This is a genomic window from Cohnella sp. GCM10020058 (assembly GCF_042683485.1).
Taxonomy (GTDB): Bacteria; Bacillota; Bacilli; order Paenibacillales; family Paenibacillaceae; genus Cohnella.
The window spans coordinates 103,916-120,354 of sequence record NZ_JBHUJV010000017.1 but is presented as its reverse complement, the minus strand read 5'-3'; the positions used below and the strand labels follow the sequence as shown (position 1 = coordinate 120,354).

The window sequence follows — 16,439 nt, the reverse complement described above, 5'->3', positions numbered from 1 at the left end:
GCAGAAGGTGCCCGTTTTGTTAATCCCGCTTGCCGAACTTGCCCCGCAGCGCCGCCTCGACCGCCGGCGGCACAAGATCCTGCACCGCCCCGTCGAACTTGGCAATTTCCTTGACGATGCTCGAGCTGAGGTAGGAATACTTGGGATTGGTCATCATAAAAATCGTCTCGATGCCCTCGTCGAGCTGACGGTTCGTCGAGGCCATCTGCAGCTCGTACTCGAAATCCGTAACGGAACGAATGCCGCGGACGATCACCTGGGCTTGCTGAGACCGCATATACCTGACAAGCAGGTCCCTGAAGCTTCCGATTTCTACGTTCGGCAGGTCCTTCGTTACTTCGAGCAGCAGGCTCGTCCGCTCTTCGACAGTGAACAGCGGGCTCTTGCTCGTATTGTTCAGCACCGCGACGATCAGCCTGTCGTACTGCTTCGCCGAACGCCGTATAATGTCCAGATGTCCGAACGTGACCGGGTCGAAGCTGCCCGGGTACACCGCGATACGATGCTCGCTTTCCGGCCGATTCGATTTGACATTCATCTACGCTTCGCCTCCGTATCTATAGATGGATATCGCGGTTTCGCCATACAAGGCAAGCCTGCGCCGCTCGAAGATCCCGATACGTTCCCCGTATTCGAAGCCGGATTCATGCTCGATGACCGCCACCGTATCCTCGCCCGCGAGTCCGCGCGCCGTCAGTTCCAGCAGCAGTTCGTCGCCATTTTTCATTACATATGGCGGATCCAGGAACACCAGGCCAAACGGCTCGCTGCCCCGCTGCTCCAGCAGCCTGATCGCCTTGACGGCGTCCTGCCGGTAAATCTCGGCCTTGTCGGCAAGGCGCGTCGCTGCCAGATTGGCTCGGACGACCTCGATGCTGCGCATATTCGCGTCTACGAAAACGGCGCTTCCGGCGCCACGGCTGAGCGCCTCGATCCCGAGCCCGCCGGTGCCGGCGAACAGGTCGAGCACGCGCTCCCCGTCAAAGTACGGCCCGATCATGCTGAAGAGGGCTTCCTTGACCTTGTCCGTCGTCGGACGGGTCGTCTGGCCCGGCACCGCCTTGAGCGGCCGCCCTCTGGCCTCTCCGGATATGACTCTCATCTGTGATGTTCGACCCCCGCTTGCATGGTATGCCCCGATTTGACAGCAAGACAGCCGCGGGTCCGCCGCGGCTTAGATGAGGCTTATGTTACCATATCCCGAAGCTGGCGGGAAGCCCGTCCCGCACGCTCGGTCTTCATTCGCAATTTTTTGGCTCTATGGCGTATATTTTCCCGCCTTGCGGCGATACTGCTACTACCGGCGTCGAGAGATGCCGGGGATAACCGCGGAGAAGGCTTACGTTTCCCCATAAGTTCTTCGTCCGGTTTCTCCTCTCCCATGAGGCCCTCGTCGCGAGACGGGGGTCGTTTTTTTGCGCCGACAAGCCTCCGAAAATGTAACCTGGGTCACAGAATCAAAATAAATGTTCATGTTACGTTGAAGTGGGTAATACAAGACAGGAAATCTATACCAATAGCGATGGAGTGTTGCGTGGATGAAAAAGAAGATTCTTTTGCTGACCCTGATCGGCCTGCTGACCGTAGGCGGCGTTGTCAGCGCAGCGAATTTATGGGGAACGTACAAAGGTTATGCGAAGATGAGAATAACGCTAGGCGGGCAGCCTATTTTGACGACGGGCACGCCGGCCATCAATTTCCAGGGCTCGACGATGCTGCCTTTGGCAGCGTTGAAAAGCGCCGGCGTTTCTTACTCTTACGACGCAAAGAAACAGACGGTCGACCTCAAGCCGGCCGGTGCCAATTTGATCCAGGCGACCGAGGACGTCATATCGCTCGGCGGCGACGGAATTACGCTTACTAGCATCGCCAAGGAAGTGACCGCGGTCGTTTATTTCCCTGCCCTTTACGGCTTCGACGACGACTGGGCGGACATTGATCTGATCTTCAAAAAGCTGGTGCCGCTCGGCGCCGAATACATGCGCGTCGTGTATACCGACGACGACGAGGAGAACGTGATCGAGATTCTGACGTCCGATTACGACAAGTTCTTGAAGGGCACGATTACGGACGACCAGCTTCAGCAGTTGTGGAGTACAAGCGGTCCGCTGTTTGACTCCCCCGACGATGCGAGCGCTGAAGAAAACCTCGGTTAAGGCGGGGCGACAACTTGACGAGATCGGTACCTATTAAACGGTTCACGCTATCTTAAACCATAATTCGCAGCGCATGAGAGACCTCCGCCAGGAGGTCTTTTTCATTTGCCGCTCGGTTAAAAATATTCCGCTTGACTTTTGCGGCGGCGCGAACGGGCACTTGACAGCCGTATGCTATAGTAAAAAAGTAATTTTGTCCCCGAAAGGAGTCGTGCTCTTGTTTCAATATAGTCAACAAACGTACGAGGGCGTCAGCTTCGGCAGCCAGGATCTGCGATACGGCGAGCTGATCGGCTGTACGTTTGTACGCTGCTCGTTCGCCCATGGCTCCATGGAGGAGATCGCGTCCGTCAAATGCCGCTTCGTCGGCTGCGATTTTCGCGGCGCTTCGCTTAACGGCTCCATTCATACGGAATCCGCGTTTGAAAATTGCAACTTCGATGGTGCGGATTTGTTCGTTTCGAAGTTCGATCGCTGCAAAATGATGGGCTCTACATTTTCCAACACCGTCCTCGACGGTATCTCCATCCTGCAGGGCGATTGGTCCTATACGAATTTGAGGCATGCGAAGCTGGCCAAGCAGGATCTGCGCGGAATCAAATTTTACGAAGCCGACTTGGCCGGCGCGCAATTGACCAAGGCGGATCTCAGGGACTGCGACCTGTCGATGGCCTCCCTTGCCAAAGCGGACCTGCAGGGCGCCGACGCGAGAGGCGCCAAAATGGACGGCGTCGACTTCAAGCAATTCGCCGTTACCGGCCTGCGGATGGATCACGAGCAAGCTGTGCTTTTCTCCATCTCCTACGGTGCCAAGGTCGGTTGATTCACAATAAGGGTCCGATCCGCAGCGTTCGCCCAATCGTTCACAAACGCGTCATTTCATTTCCTCGGGCACCGTCCTGTATAATAGAAACATTAAGTACTGGGCGGTGAATCGACAGTGAACGGTCCTAAAGCGGTCGGGCTTGTGCTGGGCTATTGCCTGGCGGTATTTTTGTTTGTCTTGGTCATATATTTGACGATTCGTTTCTCTACATGACTTGACGCGCGCTGCGCGTACGGCCGGCCCTCTCACGCGGAGCCGGCTTTTTTGCGTTGCCGCCGGCACTCCGACGACGCCCGTCCGGAATTGCGTCTTTTCGTGTCGGATCCAGATTCAACCTGCAGCCTGAGGTGTAAGAAAATTATAACAATACCGTACGGAAGGAGGTGTGATGACGCATGAAGCAGCAACGTCTCTCGCTTAGGAATTACCTGGCGTTCTTGGTGACCGAGGTGTCGGAAACGATCAAGCAAGATCCGCAGACCACGCCGCGTTCACGTCGCTGATTCGTCATCACGCCCCCTCCACGCAGACCGAAGCCGCCGGCACCGGCGGCTTTTTAGCGCCCTCCTTTTCGTTCCTTCTATAAATAACGCCAAGGCGCCATGTCCGATGAGCGTCGATAAAACAACCGCCAATTCAGTCCAGGGAAGGATAGACGGATCCCCGGGTTCGTATGATAAACTAAGCGAATCAACTGATCCCGAAAGGACGATTTTTCATGAGCCAAGCCGCGCAATATGCGGTCCCTATCCTCTTGGTTGCGTTTATTTTGTACCGTCGCATCCGCCGGACGGTCGGCTTTCAGCTGCTTCGGCCGCGGCGGCTTCAGATCCGGATCGGCATCTTCTCCGTCATCGGCATCATCCTGATCGCGGCAGGATTCGTCCATCCGATCGTTTTCGCCGCGGATGCCGCGGGCCTCGCCTTGGGCGGACTGCTCGCCTGGTTCGCGATCCGGCACAGCATCGTGGAGAAGCGCAGCGACGGGCTCTACTACCGGACGCATGTCATTATCGAATCGCTTGTCATCGCGCTGTTCATCGGCCGTATTGCTTACCGGTTCCTGTTCGCGATGCAGGGCGCGCAGACGGCCGCGAACGCCGGCGGAGGCGCCGACTCTCTGGAGCAGTACGGCCGTGATCCCTGGACGGCTGCCATCTTCTTCATTCTGATCGCTTATTATGCAGGCTATTACATCTACGTGCTGCGCGCCGCTCCCAAGCGGGCCGCGTGATCGGCCGGTCGCATGCCCAAGAAGACCGCCGGGTGCAGAAAGGACGTTGAAATTGAGAACCGCAGACCAGGTTAAGCGAAAATATCACGAGTTAGCCTCGCGTAAGCAAGCGCTCGAAGCGCTATACGCAGAAGCGGGCGAGGAAGCCCGCCCCGAGCTGCAGGCGCAGGCCGAGCGGCTGGAGGAACAGCTGCTGCTGCTCGAATGGGTGCTGAACGCGCCGTCCGGCAGTTATCACGGCTGAGCTGGCCGGTTACGAAGCAGGCCTTCAAATGAAGCACAACAAGAAAATCGGGATGAAGCAGCGTCATTTCCTGCCTCATCCCGTTTGTGTTGTTGGTGCAGTTGTCGATCAAACGAAACCGTAAAAGACCGCCGTATTCAGGTCCAAAGTATGCTCGACCGCCTTAAGCGCCAAACCGCGCAGCACCGCGATCTCGCGCGCGACCGCAAGCGTCATGGCCGGCGTCGTCTCCATTCCTGCGAACGGACCTTCGAACGGCCAGGGGCCGTCCGTTTCCGCCATCAACTGTTCGAGCGGAAAAGTAGCCGCCAGTTCCCTGATATCCGGCTCGTACAGCACGTCTGGCGTGAGCGAGATGAAGTGGCCGCGCGCCGCAATCCGCGCCGTCGTCTCCGGCGATCCTTTATACCAGTGGAAATGCGCCCGGCGCACGCCGCAGCGATCCAATATGGCGAGCGCCTTGTCGGCATCCTCGTAGACCGCGTGCAGCGCGACCGGGCGGTCCAGCTCGGCGGCGAGGCTCGCGAAAACGTCGAGCTGCGCCAAGTACGGCGCTTCGTCGAACGCTTCGCCGCGCGCCTCGGCCTCCGTCCTCGTGTAGTACGGCAGGCCGACTTCGCCGATCGCGAACGCCTCGCCGGTCTCCGCGAGCCCTCGAATACGGCTGCACAGCCGCTCGAGCGCCTCCGTTCCGAGCGGCGGCTGCTCGGGGTGATGGCCGTAAGCGGGCATTATTTTGCCGGGCCACAAAGCGGCGAGCCGCCGCGTCTCCTCGCATGAATCCGGGTTCATCGAGACGGCGACGATGCCTCGCATTCCCGCTGCGAATGCCTCCGTCAGCAGCGCCTCCCGGCGCTCCGGCGGATACTGGTCGACGTGCAGATGCGCGTCATACGCCATGGCCGGCACCTCCCCGCGCCAGCAATGCGAGCACTTCTTCCTTGAGCGCGACGAATGCCGGCTCCTTCCAGACATCCGCCCGGCGAGGCCGCTCGAACGGCACCCGAATCTCCCGCAGCACCGTCGCCGGCGCCTTGGACAGCACGTAGATGCGGTCCGAAAGCGTCAGCGCCTCCTCGATGCTGTGCGTAACGAACAATACGGAGCGCCGTTCCTCCTCCCAGAGCCGCAGCAGCCACGTTTGCATCTCCGCCCTGGTGAGCGCGTCGAGCGCGGCGAACGGCTCGTCGAGGCACATCACGCCGCGCGGCATGAGCAGCGCCCGCAAAAACGACACGCGCTGCTGCATCCCGCCGGACAGTACCTGCGGGTATTCGCTTGCCACGTCGCCGAGCCCGATGCGACCAAGCCACTCCTCCGCCATCGCCGCGGCGCGCCGCCGCTCGATGCCTGCCGTCGTCAGCGCGGAGGCGATATTGGCGCCGACCGACAGCCAAGGAAACAGCGACGCCTGCTGCGGCATATAGCTGATCTGTCCGCGCCTGCCGGTCGTCTCCGCGCCGTCGATCAGAATGCGCCCCGCATCCGGACGCTCGACGCCGCCAATCAGGCGGAACAGCGTCGACTTGCCGCTGCCGGACGGCCCGAGCAGCGTGACGAACTCGCCGTCCGCGACCGTCAGCGAAATGCCGCCGAGCACGGGATGGGCCTTTTTGCCGCGCGAGTAGCTATGATGAATATCGATCAGTTCAAGCTTCGCTTGTCCGCTCATCGCGCTCCCCCCTCCCGTGCCGCCGGCCGCCAGCGAACGACAAGACGCTCGAGCAGCGCCGCGATGCCGTAAAAAGCGAGCGCCATGCCCACGATGCTTACGATCGCGGCGAATACGCTTGTCGTATCGTAGCCCTTGGACTTGAGCACCAGATAATAACCGATCCCCTCGCTTGCGCCGAGCCACTCCGCCACGATGGCTGCCGTGATGCTGTACGTAGCCGTGATTTTCAGGCCGGAGAAAAAGTACGGCAGCGAAGCCGGCAGCTCCAGCCGACGCAGCACCGTTAACCGGCTCGCGCCGATCATCGCGAGGTACTCGCGCAGATGCGCATCGGCTTGTCCGAGGCCGGCCAGCATCGACCAGGCGATCGGAAAGTAGCAGACGAGCGCCAGCAGCACGAGCTTCGGCGTCAGGCCGAAGCCGAACCAGATGATAAGCAGCGGCCCTAGCGCGATCAGCGGAATGTTTTGCGTGATGATGATAATCGGCGATAGTGCGGCCCGGACAAACGGGATGAGGTGAAACACGATGGCAGACAGCACGCCCAGCCCGATGCCGAGCCCGATGCCCTTCAGGGCCAGCTTCAACGTCGATCCGCTCTGCGCCAGCAGCCTGTCCCGCTGCTCCCAGATCCGTTCACCGATCGCCAGCGGCGACGGCAGCGTAAAGGGCTTGATGTTCCATAGCGCTACGCTTAGTTGCCAGAGCGCCAGCACGGCGACCAACGTGCCGACCGGCAGCAGAAAGCGGCTTAGCTTACTGTCCATCGGGATATTTGCGCAGCAGATGCGCCATGGAGGCGCCGTCCGATCCGTGAACGAGCAGCTTGATTTGCGACAGGACGGACGGGCTTCCTTTTTCGAACATCGCGCGGTTCATTTCCTTCACGATATCGAGCAGCTCATCGAGGTCCCCCTCCATTGTCGTCTCGAGCGGCCCGACCCGGTACGCGACGCCGGAAGTCTTGATGATCTCGATCGCCCGGTCGACGTACAGATGCGTATCGTCCTCGGGATTTGCGGCCTTCGGCAAAATCTGAATGCTGAGCAGCGCTTGCGACATGTCTGTTGTCCTCCTCGTTTAGATTCTCATTTAAGTTTTCGGCAAATTTAAGGCTGCGGCAAAAAGTCGTTCGTGAACATCGCGTCGTAGTCCAGATCCTTTGTCAGCAGCTCGTGCTCCTTCAGGAATTCGGCGTAGCCGGACCACACTTCCCGCTTTTGCTCGCCCCAGCGAGGCGCGTCGTCCTTGTATCTCGGGCTTAGCCAGGCCTGGCTTGCCTTGACGAGATCCGCGTTCAAGTCGGGATTGGCCTTGATCAAGATGTCCGCGGCTTCGGCCGGATGGTCGATCGCGTACTGATAGCCTTCCGACGCCCCTTCGACGAAGGCGCGGACGACGTCCGGTTTGTTCTTGATCATCTTCTCGTTCGTCGTCAGCACCGGCGTATAATAATCGAGGCGCTTGTCAAAATCCGAGAGATAGACCATGTTCAGCTGGATGCCGCGCTGCTCGGCTTCGATGCCGGTCCAGGCGTAGAAGATCCATTCGAAGTCGATATCCTTTTGCACGGCGGTGAAAAAGTCCGCAGTGCCCGCGTTGACGAACTTGACCTTGTTCACGTCGGCGCCCTGCTTCTGCATCATCGAGCCGATGACGGCCTGTTCCGCCGGCGAGCCCCATCCGCCGTAGCTATGGCCTTCGAAGTCTTTGGGCTCCTTAATGTTTTTATCCGCCGGAGAAGCGAAGCCCGACGTATTATGCTGAATGATGGCGGCCAGCGAGACGATCGGCATATCGTTCTCTCTTGCAAGGGTGAGCCCCTCCTGCGCGCCTACGCCAAAATCCGCCGCCCCCGTCGCGACCATCTGGTCCGCGCCGCTCTCCGGCGGCAGCACGATCTCGACGTCGAGTCCGCGTTTTTTCCAATAGCCTTGATCGGCCGCGGCATACAGGCCCGTGTGGTTCGTGTTCGGCGTCCAGTCGAGCACGACCTTCACCTTGCCGAGATCGGCGGCTTGATCGCTTGACGCGGAAGCGGATGCCGACGATGACGCGCTCGCGCCCGTTGATGACGCTTCCGAACCGCTGCCTCCCTCTCCGTTCCCGTTTCCCCCGCAGCCCGCCATAATCAGCAGTGCCGCGATTGCCGCCGCGCCCTTGCCGCGCCAGCTTTTTTTGACCATACGCATCTGTCTCTTCTCCCTCTCCATGCCTTCGCACGCAGACATTCAAAAAACGCCCCCCGTATACGGAGGGCGTCCTAAATAAGCATGGACAAAACGCGCGAATCCGATTCGCGCTTCCCGCCTCCCTACGCTGGTACTAACCAGATCAGGTTAAAGGGTCTGCATCATTGTAACGGGATGCACTCTCAGCCGGCCTATTCCAGCTCCCCCGGGGTTTGTTCGATTGTCGACGTACTTGGCCGTGATTGATAACGCTCCTCATTATAGCAGAAGATCGGATTCTGTCCAGCATTTGCCGCGGACTCCGCCAGAGCGCGCCGCCCTCAATGCGGGTACATCGTCTCGAACTCGACGCCGCAAGGTCCCCCGTCGGCATTCAGATCCAGCTCCACTTCCGTCCCGTCGGCATGATATAGCGGCCGGTAATATTGGCCGATTGCCGTAGCGGACGCGTTGGCATAATGACAGATGAACGCCCGGCGAAATCGATCCTTCGTCTTGTTGCGATACGATCCGTGAATCAGATTCCCGTTAAAAAACAGCACGTCCCCAGGCTCCATGACGACGGGCATCGCTTTTTGGTCCTTCGGCGGCTTCACGAAATGGGTCGTGAACGACTCCTTCGCGTCGGCGTGCTCGGGACAGACGATCTCGTAATCGTGCGTCTTCGGCACGACCAGCATGCCGCCGTTCTCCTCGTCCGCCTCGTCGATCGCGGTCCATGCGGCGATACAGTTGCCCGGCTCCACCTTCAAGTAAAAGTTATCCTGATGCAGCGCCTGGCCCTTGGCCCCTGGCGGCTTGTAGTAAAACATGCTTTGCGCGGCCAGCGGCGGCTCTTCGTACAAATCCTCCAATACGGCTAACACCGGCTGATGCAGCATATACCTTTTAGCCGTTTCGTTAAAGCGGTTCGGGTGCATGACTCGCGGGTACCTTTTTAGCGGTTCTTCTTCGCCTGCGGTCATATCCGGTTCGTAATAGCCTGGTACGCCCGTGCGGCCAATCTCTTGGAAGGTGTCCTTGATTTCCTGAAGCTGCTGCGGATTATATAGCCCTCTTACAATAAGAAAGCCTTCGTTTTCGAACTTGTTTTTTTGCTCCTCGGTCAAGCTCTGAAGCGCATAAGCCATGCCTTCTCCTCCTCCGAATCGGATATGCTTTTCTTCCGTTCCTACAGGTTCAGTATATTTTTTTCGCGCTCGGACGGGGAGTAGCAATCCTGCTTTTCACTCACACGATTCTGCTATCCGCTGGATATGAGCCTCGCTGCGCGGTATGCTGGGAGCAACAAGTTTGCTGCAGGGAGAGATAATAAGTGGAAGAGTTCGACAAGCCGTCCCATTACAGCGGGTTATCCTCCGGCATCATTTTGTCGGGGCATTTTCAGGTCGACGACAGCTACGTCACCAGCCGTCCCCATGGGATGGAAGATTGTCTGATCGCTTATACGATCGGCGGCAGCGGCTATTTCGAGGTGCCCGGCAATCGGAAAAATTGCGCGCCCGGCGACATCGTCCTGCTCGGTCCCGATACTCCGCATACGTACGGCACGACAAAGGGAGAGGAATGGAACTTCGTATGGGCGCATTTTGCCGCCAGGTCGATCGGGGACAAGCTGCTGCCGGCCGAGCCTTTATCCGTTCATTCGCTGGAACCGGGCTCCGTGCAAACAAGAATATACGAGGCCTTTCGGCGGATTCTCTCCGACGCCAGAGAAAGAAGCGAATACTGGCATGACCTGTGCCTGAATTCACTGCGCGAAATTCTAATGCTGCTGGCGCAAAGACAGAGCCGCAAGCTCGATCCGCGGGTTGTGGATGCCATCCATTTTTTGTCGGTTCATATGCGGAGTCCCGTTCAAATCGAGACGCTGTCGAAGGCGATCGGGCTGTCTTCCTCTCGCTTGTCTCATTTGTTCAAAGCCCAAACGGGCCTGTCCGTCATCGATGCGCTCAACCGGATGCGAATCCGTCAGGCAGCCCTGCTTCTGGAGCATACGGATCGCAGCGCCGCGGAGGTCGCCTACGATGTCGGTTTTCATAACTACAATCACTTTATGAATCAATTTCGAAAATGGGCCGGCACGAATCCGAGCGCATTCAGAAAGCAGGAGCGACCGGACAGCGTATGAGCGTTCTTCCTGCAGAAAAGGAAAAAGAGCGGATCGCTCCGCTCTTCTTGCCTTCCAAGCCTTTGGTGCGCCACGTGTACCTGGTCCGCGATAATCAACGGCCGACCAGCGCCAGGTGAACGCGCGCGCCCTGATGATTGACATCGAGAGCCGCCACCGCCTCTAGCTCCGCCTTCGCTTCTTCTTCGCGTCCGAGTCCGAGCATCCCGAGTCCTCTCATATACCGGCAATGAATCAGATTTCGTTTGCTCAGATCGTCCTCGAACACCAGAAAGTCCGGCAGCGACACGGCAAAGTAGTCGAACTTCACCTCATCGTTCAGATGCCGCTCGGCATAATCGATCAGCTTGTTGAAGCGCCTTTTCGCCTCGTTCTCGTTCCCGAGCTTGCGCCAGGCCAGCCCCTGGTAGAAAATCATATCCGGCGGCTGGTCGTTATAATACATCGCGCTCGCCGGCTCCTCGAGTCCTTGCGCAGCACCGCGGAAGCTTGCAGTTGCCTGAGCGGGCATGCCAAGGCCTTCATAGGCAAGTCCCAGATAATAGTTGATGTTATTCTCCTGCGCACCCTCGAGCTTGCCTTCCCCCAGATTTTCGGGATAAACGAGCGCTGCCTGCAAATGGGCTGCCGCGTCCTCGCAGCGCCCAGCCGCGAGATCGAGCTTCGCGGCCTCGACATGCGCCAGCACATGCTGTCCCGTCGCCTTGCCCTCTCCGCCCTCCCAGGGATGGAAGCGGCGCGCCTCGAGCGCCAGAAGCGCTTCGTCATGGCGGCCCATCCCATTGAGCAGCGCAACGAACTCCAGATACAGATCGTCGCGTCGGTCGACCTTGTCCTTGTGCGGCCGAAGCTTGGACAGGCGCCGCTCCGGGGCGAAACCCAACCTCTTATACAACTGGTCGAGTTCAAAAAGCACGCGTGCATCGTCCTGGTCAAGCGCATGCGCCCGCTCGAGCGAGGCGAGCGCGCGGTCGGCGTCGCCCAGCTTATTGAAGTAAGCGAGCGCCAGATTGCGATGGACGGTCGGAAAGCCGTCGTTCGACGCGCGCGACGATTCCCATGCCGCGATCGCGTCTTGGTGGCGCTTCTTGTCATACAGCCAGTTGCCCAAGTAATAGTTCGCCTTGTCATCGGCCGCGTCCGCGCGGATCGCGCTCTCCAGCACAAGCAAGTCGAACAGGCTGTTCGGGAAGCAGTACGCGGGGTTCGCCGTGCGTCCGGCCTTCCGATACGCCTCGGCAAGCCCCGCATCGCCGGACGCTTCGTGCAGATAGCCGAGCGTGTAGTGAATCATCGGATATGCCTCGGCCGCGGCATCGGGTGCGATGCGGTTCAGCACCTCGATCGCTTCCTCGTGCAGGCCTGCGGACGCATAATCGCCGGCCAGGCTGAGGCTATTGTGCGGGTCGCCGCGCATCAGCCGCATCAGCGCCTCGCGGGCCAAAGCCGCATCGTCCCGATTGCCTGCTGCGCGCAAGGCGAGAATCCGCTCGTTGGCCGCTCCGAAATCGGCGACGTCGATTGCCAGCGTCTCCGCCGCGTAGGCGGCCGCTTCTTCCAGTCGCCCTAGCCTGCGCAGCATCGCCGCCTTTAGGTGGCGCGCCTTATAATTGCGGGCGTTGCGCACGAGGGAGCGCTCGGCCAGCTCCAGCGCTTCGCCATAGACGCCCTTGGCGGCAGCAATCTGCGCAAGCGTGAAGTAGCCGGCATCCTGCCAGGCAGCCGACCAGGTTGACTTGTACAACGCCGCGAACGCTTCCGTGTCCTTGCCCTGCAGCTTCAGCGCCAAGCCGAGCTGGTAGAGCGCCTCGCCGTCGTACGGGTTCGGATTGCGCCACGAGAGCGATTTGACCGCCGTTCCGAAGTGCCGCTCCGCCTCTGCGAGCAGGCCGCGGCGCAGCAGCAGCGTCCCGTAAGCGACGTTGATCCGGATATCGGACGGATCCCGCTTCAAGCCCTCAAGGTAGTACGACTCGGCCTCGAACGTCGCATGGCGATACTGCTCGAGATGTAGGCCCGCCAAGTACAGCTGCTCGTTCGTGCGCAGCTCCTGCGGCTCGGGCAGCGGCTTCGCGGCGTCCGGCACGTCCTCGATGGACGGCGCTGCGGGACGGTACGATACCAACATGCGCCCTTCCGCGCTCACGACCGATACGGTCAAGTCATGCTGCCGATCGTCCTCATCCAACGACACGACGGTCTTAAACGTCGCCACCGGAGAAAGCGCCACAGTCTCTCTGAAATAGACGCGCTTCCTGCCGCGAAGCTCGACGACTGCGCCTTCGAATAGGGATGTTGCGTAAGCCGCCACCGTCGCCTCGCGCGCCGTCTCGTCGACTTCAAGATTAACGGCCGCGTCGACGGTGGCGTTTTTGACGATGCCGATATCCTTGTAGGGCATGAAGTATTGCGTGAACGACTTCTCTTCGTAGGGCGCGAGCCAGGTGAAGTCCGGCTGGTTATCCGTATAGACGCCCGTCATGAGCTCGATATACGGCCCGTCTTCATCCGTCAGGTTACGATCCCACGCTTGTCCGAACTCGCCGTTGCCCCAAGTCCACTGCTTTTTGCCCGGAGATACATGGCGGTTGGCGACGTGCAGCAGGCCCGCTCGAACGTCATGGTCGTAGCCGCCGACGAAATTATAATCCGACTTATACGCCATATAGGACGTCGGCACGGGGATGTTGCGGTAGCGCGAGATATCCACGCCGGCCGAATAGTCCATTTTGTAATACGTGCCGGTAGCGATCGGGAAACGGGATACGTCGCGCTTGCCGTGATCGAATACGGCCGTTACGTCGGGCGGAAATACGGATTGCGTATGGTCGTTAACCGCGACGGCGGGGTTGGCCCACCATAGAAACGTTTGCGGCTCAGGCGTGCGGTTGTACAGCTGCGCGGAGATCTCCAGATAAGCTTTGCCCGGGTACAGCGTAAAGCCGGCCGTCACCTTCGTGCCGTACATGCGATCGATCTCGCTCACCCATACAGTAGCCGCGCCGTCATCGCGCGCCTCAAGCTTGTATTCGACCGGGCCGTACGTGTTCGGACGATGGTGCTGGGGCCAGTTGAACTCGATGCCGCCGGAGATCCACGGACCGGCCAGTCCGACGAGCGCGGGCTTGATGACGCGGTTGTAATAGACGAAGTCGTAGTCGTTCGTTTTGTCGAGCGCGCGGTAAATGCGGCCGCCGAGCTCAGGCATGATCTCGATGCGCAAAAATTCGTTTTCCAGGATGGCGAGCCGGTAGGGCTGCGGCTTCTTGTCGTTCTCGATCTTGTCGACGACCGGATGCGGATAGACACGGCCGGAGCTTCCCTGGTACACGCGCTTCTCCAGGAACATGGGATTGCGGTCCGGCGCGCCGATGCCATAGGTCGGAATGGAGACAACCTCTTCCCAGATCCTTACGGCATGCTGCTCCATCGTTGCTGCTTGTTGTTTCAAAATAGTTCCCCCTCCCTCATGTTAGCTTCACTTTACGACAGACCGCACTTCTCGCAAATGAACGGAATTCGGTTTATGATGGAGAATATTCGGATTCGCGATTGCGAACGTCATGAAGTGGGGGTAATGCGATGGATGCCGTTCAGAAGCCCGAGGGCTTTCCCGAAGAAAAGCTGCTCGTGATACCTGACTACCTTGCCGCCGAGCTCGCAAGCTTCGAGCTGACCAGAAATTTCTACGTGAGCGATATCGGCTACTTCCCCCGCGCGCGCCATCATTATCGCGAACGTCCGGGGGGCTGCGATTCGCATATCGTCATTTATTGCGCGGAAGGGGCCGGCTGGATCGAGCAGGACGGTAAAACGGAAATGCTGACCGAACGTCAGCTGGCTGTCATCCCCGCCGGAGCGCCTCATCGCTATGGCGCCTCCGAGGAGGCACCATGGAGCATATACTGGTTTCACCTGCGAGGCGGGCAGGTCGGCGCTCATCTGGCGCTATACGGGCTGTCCGGACATCCGATCCCGATACCAGCCGCTCTTGAAACCCGCTTTGCGGAGAGCTTCGAGCGATGCTACGGCCTGCTGGCCGACAAGCCATATTCGCTGCCTGCACAAGTCCATGTCTCGCTGACGCTTGGACAGCTGCTCGGCGCGATCAGTCTAAGCGCGTCAGGCTCGCACCGCCATCGCAAGCGCGAGGAGGATCTGTCGCGGGCGATTCGCTTCATGAACGACCGTCTGCATGTCACCGTTACGCTGCCTGAGCTAGCCATGCATGCCGGCCTGTCCAAGCAGCATCTCATCCACCTGTTTAAGCAGGAGACGGGCTTTCCGCCGATCGATTATTATTTGCGGCTGAAAATGCAAAAAGCCAGCCAGCTGCTGAGCCTGACCGGTCTGTCCGTCAAAGAAATCGCCGCGGCCGTCGGATTCGGCGACCCCTATTACTTTTCGCGCATGTTCAAAAAGCTGATGGGCGTATCGCCAACCGATTATCGCAGCGTGCCGAAGGGCTGAGCGGTCCGGGCGCGCTTTTTCCGGCTAAAGACACCTGTCTTTCTGCCGTTTTAACGGTATCCCCTTCGGTAAGGATCGCAGAGGCCGCAAGGACCTCCGCCTCGCCTTGCGGGTGATCCGTTTCAGCGCTTACGCATGTTATCTGGATCGTCTCGGTTGACCCTGTCGCCTCCTCCCATCCGTGAGAGTTTTCACACGCCCCTTTAAAACACCTTTACATCATAGCCCTTCCTTCGGTATAATAAGAACAAATGTTCCCGCAAAAGGAGAGGCAGCCCTTTGCCAAGTCGTATTTCGATTCTGGATTCTATGCCGGTTTATCGTCAGGACGACTGCGAGGGCGCTCTTTTCGCCGCCAAGTGGCCCCATGGTTTTCGCTGCCCCCGCTGCGCGCATTCTCATTATTATGAAGTGTCGTCTCGCGGACGACAGCTTTTCAAATGCCGCTCTTGCCGCCATCAGACCTCTCTAACGGCCGGGACGGTGTTGGAGGGCTCCCGTACGCCGCTCACCAAGTGGTTCCATGCGATGTACCTGATGCAGCTCGGCATCAGCGCGAAGCTTCTGGCCGAGCTGATCCAGGTGACATACAAGACCGCGTGGCTGATCAATCATAAGCTTCGTCACGCCATCGGTCAGTGGGATCTTGACCGTCCGCTCGAAGGGGCCGTGCAGCTGCTTGGCGAATTTTACGGCTACGAATACCACCGTCATCTTGGCAGCCCCAATGCTCAAGAGGCATTAAAGCCCCAGCCGGTCGTGATTGGCGCCTCTCTGAATGAGGCGGAGCAGCTCGTTCATCTTAAAATGAAAGCCGTCGACGGGCCGGAAGGAAGCGATACGACTAGAGAAGGCGTGGCGGACGGCGAGGAGGCTGCGGTGCGATTTGTGCAAAAACATGTCTCCGCCGGGCTTCCTGCCGGACATGTAACAAGGCTCGAGCGCGGCCACCATGGACGGACGGCGCTCCATAACGCCTGGCGGGAAGCGGTGCGCTGGCTTTCCTGGACGTTCGGCGGAATCGGCCCGAAGCATCTTCAGGCTTATTTGAACGAGTTCTCTTTTCGCCTGACATGCCGAACTGCGGCGTTAGCCGAGCTGATCGGGTGCTGCGGCATGACAGGCAGGATTACTTACCGGGGCTTGGTTGGTCCTAGATCCGGCATTCGTCCGTTACAGTGGGCTTACAGACGCCCGGCACAACCTCATCGTCGTGCCCTGTAGGCGCAAAGCGTCGGGGTACGATCTCCACGCTTCTCGGCGCACCTTGTGGAACGGGATATTCTATCGCGAGCGGAAACGATATGGAGTGGATTGATTGGATTGTTTGCGGTGGATTGTTTGCGGTGGATTGTTTGCGGTGGATTGTTTGCGGTGGATTGTTTGCGGTGGATTGTTTGCGGTGGATTGTTTGCGGTGGATTGTTTGCAGTGAATTGGATTGATTGGATTGGATTGGTTTGGTTTGGATTTTTCGCCAATCCCTCTCCAACCTGACGCAAGGGGATATCG

General features: G+C 59.1%; 16 protein-coding genes, 1 pseudogene and 1 riboswitch. Of the genes and pseudogenes, 8 read left to right on the top strand and 9 right to left on the bottom strand.

The window, feature by feature from the left end:
* Nucleotides 1–19: 19 nt before the first annotated feature.
* Both coaD and rsmD read right to left on the bottom strand, forming a co-directional pair.
* Nucleotides 20–538: a pantetheine-phosphate adenylyltransferase gene (gene coaD / locus ACFSR7_RS27985; protein ID WP_378114954.1), complete on the bottom strand. Its 519-nt coding sequence runs from the start codon at nucleotides 536–538 to the stop codon at nucleotides 20–22.
* A complete protein-coding gene (gene rsmD, locus ACFSR7_RS27980; protein WP_378167348.1) occupies nucleotides 539–1,102 on the bottom strand; it encodes a 16S rRNA (guanine(966)-N(2))-methyltransferase RsmD in 564 nt (187 codons plus the stop codon).
* A 436-nt stretch (nucleotides 1,103–1,538) separates the two neighbouring features.
* On the opposite strand from rsmD, the gene ACFSR7_RS27975 reads away from it, so the two are divergent.
* The 4 genes from ACFSR7_RS27975 to ACFSR7_RS27960 all read left to right on the top strand — a co-directional run bounded on the left by ACFSR7_RS27975 (nucleotide 1,539) and on the right by ACFSR7_RS27960 (nucleotide 4,460).
* Complete coding sequence (locus ACFSR7_RS27975) at nucleotides 1,539–2,156, top strand: hypothetical protein (RefSeq protein WP_378167346.1); 618 nt, start codon at nucleotides 1,539–1,541, stop codon at nucleotides 2,154–2,156.
* A 217-nt stretch (nucleotides 2,157–2,373) separates the two neighbouring features.
* On the top strand, nucleotides 2,374–2,979 hold the full coding sequence (locus tag ACFSR7_RS27970) for a pentapeptide repeat-containing protein (protein ID WP_378167344.1): 606 nt from the start codon (nucleotides 2,374–2,376) through the stop codon (nucleotides 2,977–2,979).
* Nucleotides 2,980–3,700: 721 nt separating this feature from the next.
* Nucleotides 3,701–4,216 (top strand): CcdC protein domain-containing protein, encoded by a 516-nt coding sequence (locus ACFSR7_RS27965; RefSeq protein ID WP_378167342.1) that lies wholly within the window; start codon nucleotides 3,701–3,703, stop codon nucleotides 4,214–4,216.
* A 52-nt stretch (nucleotides 4,217–4,268) separates the two neighbouring features.
* Nucleotides 4,269–4,460 carry a hypothetical protein gene (locus ACFSR7_RS27960; RefSeq protein WP_378115067.1) on the top strand — a complete coding sequence of 64 codons (192 nt, stop codon included), beginning with the start codon at nucleotides 4,269–4,271 and terminating at the stop codon, nucleotides 4,458–4,460.
* 108 nt (nucleotides 4,461–4,568) lie between these two features.
* Here the strand turns inward: ACFSR7_RS27960 and ACFSR7_RS27955 are convergent, their stop codons facing one another.
* The 6 genes from ACFSR7_RS27955 to ACFSR7_RS27930 all read right to left on the bottom strand — a co-directional run bounded on the left by ACFSR7_RS27955 (nucleotide 4,569) and on the right by ACFSR7_RS27930 (nucleotide 9,457).
* Complete coding sequence (locus ACFSR7_RS27955) at nucleotides 4,569–5,360, bottom strand: TatD family hydrolase (protein ID WP_378167340.1); 792 nt, start codon at nucleotides 5,358–5,360, stop codon at nucleotides 4,569–4,571.
* Nucleotides 5,350–6,132, bottom strand: a complete 783-nt coding sequence (locus ACFSR7_RS27950; RefSeq protein ID WP_378167339.1) for an ABC transporter ATP-binding protein — start codon at nucleotides 6,130–6,132, stop codon at nucleotides 5,350–5,352. Before ACFSR7_RS27950 ends, ACFSR7_RS27955 begins: the two co-directional genes overlap by 11 nt.
* A complete protein-coding gene (locus ACFSR7_RS27945) occupies nucleotides 6,129–6,902 on the bottom strand; it encodes an ABC transporter permease (protein WP_378167337.1) in 774 nt (257 codons plus the stop codon). Before ACFSR7_RS27945 ends, ACFSR7_RS27950 begins: the two co-directional genes overlap by 4 nt.
* Nucleotides 6,892–7,197, bottom strand: coding sequence for a thiamine-binding protein (locus ACFSR7_RS27940; protein WP_378167335.1), 306 nt, complete (start codon nucleotides 7,195–7,197; stop codon nucleotides 6,892–6,894). The genes ACFSR7_RS27945 and ACFSR7_RS27940 overlap by 11 nt, the downstream gene beginning before the upstream one ends.
* A gap of 47 nt (nucleotides 7,198–7,244) precedes the next feature.
* Nucleotides 7,245–8,327, bottom strand: coding sequence for an ABC transporter substrate-binding protein (locus ACFSR7_RS27935; protein ID WP_378167333.1), 1,083 nt, complete (start codon nucleotides 8,325–8,327; stop codon nucleotides 7,245–7,247).
* 102 nt (nucleotides 8,328–8,429) lie between these two features.
* A riboswitch (TPP riboswitch) is annotated at nucleotides 8,430–8,544 on the bottom strand.
* Nucleotides 8,545–8,647: 103 nt separating this feature from the next.
* Complete coding sequence (locus tag ACFSR7_RS27930; RefSeq protein ID WP_378167332.1) at nucleotides 8,648–9,457, bottom strand: phytanoyl-CoA dioxygenase family protein; 810 nt, start codon at nucleotides 9,455–9,457, stop codon at nucleotides 8,648–8,650.
* Between the two features lie 185 nt (nucleotides 9,458–9,642).
* Between ACFSR7_RS27930 and ACFSR7_RS27925 the strand changes: the two genes are divergently transcribed.
* Nucleotides 9,643–10,458: a helix-turn-helix domain-containing protein gene (locus ACFSR7_RS27925; RefSeq protein WP_378167330.1), complete on the top strand. Its 816-nt coding sequence runs from the start codon at nucleotides 9,643–9,645 to the stop codon at nucleotides 10,456–10,458.
* A 94-nt stretch (nucleotides 10,459–10,552) separates the two neighbouring features.
* Here ACFSR7_RS27925 and ACFSR7_RS27920 read toward each other — a convergent pair whose 3' ends face one another.
* The gene (locus ACFSR7_RS27920) at nucleotides 10,553–13,888 is read right to left on the bottom strand and encodes a DUF5107 domain-containing protein (protein WP_378168174.1); all 3,336 of its coding nucleotides are present in this window, start codon (nucleotides 13,886–13,888) and stop codon (nucleotides 10,553–10,555) included.
* 152 nt (nucleotides 13,889–14,040) lie between these two features.
* Between ACFSR7_RS27920 and ACFSR7_RS27915 the strand changes: the two genes are divergently transcribed.
* From ACFSR7_RS27915 to ACFSR7_RS27905, 3 genes and pseudogenes are all read left to right on the top strand, one after another.
* Nucleotides 14,041–14,928, top strand: coding sequence for a helix-turn-helix domain-containing protein (locus ACFSR7_RS27915; RefSeq protein ID WP_378167328.1), 888 nt, complete (start codon nucleotides 14,041–14,043; stop codon nucleotides 14,926–14,928).
* 309 nt (nucleotides 14,929–15,237) lie between these two features.
* Nucleotides 15,238–15,378: pseudogene (locus tag ACFSR7_RS27910) on the top strand (transposase); the annotation flags it as partial.
* A 36-nt stretch (nucleotides 15,379–15,414) separates the two neighbouring features.
* Entirely contained in the window at nucleotides 15,415–16,152 is a 738-nt protein-coding gene (locus ACFSR7_RS27905; RefSeq protein ID WP_378168223.1) for a hypothetical protein, read from the top strand.
* Nucleotides 16,153–16,439 lie beyond the last annotated feature (287 nt).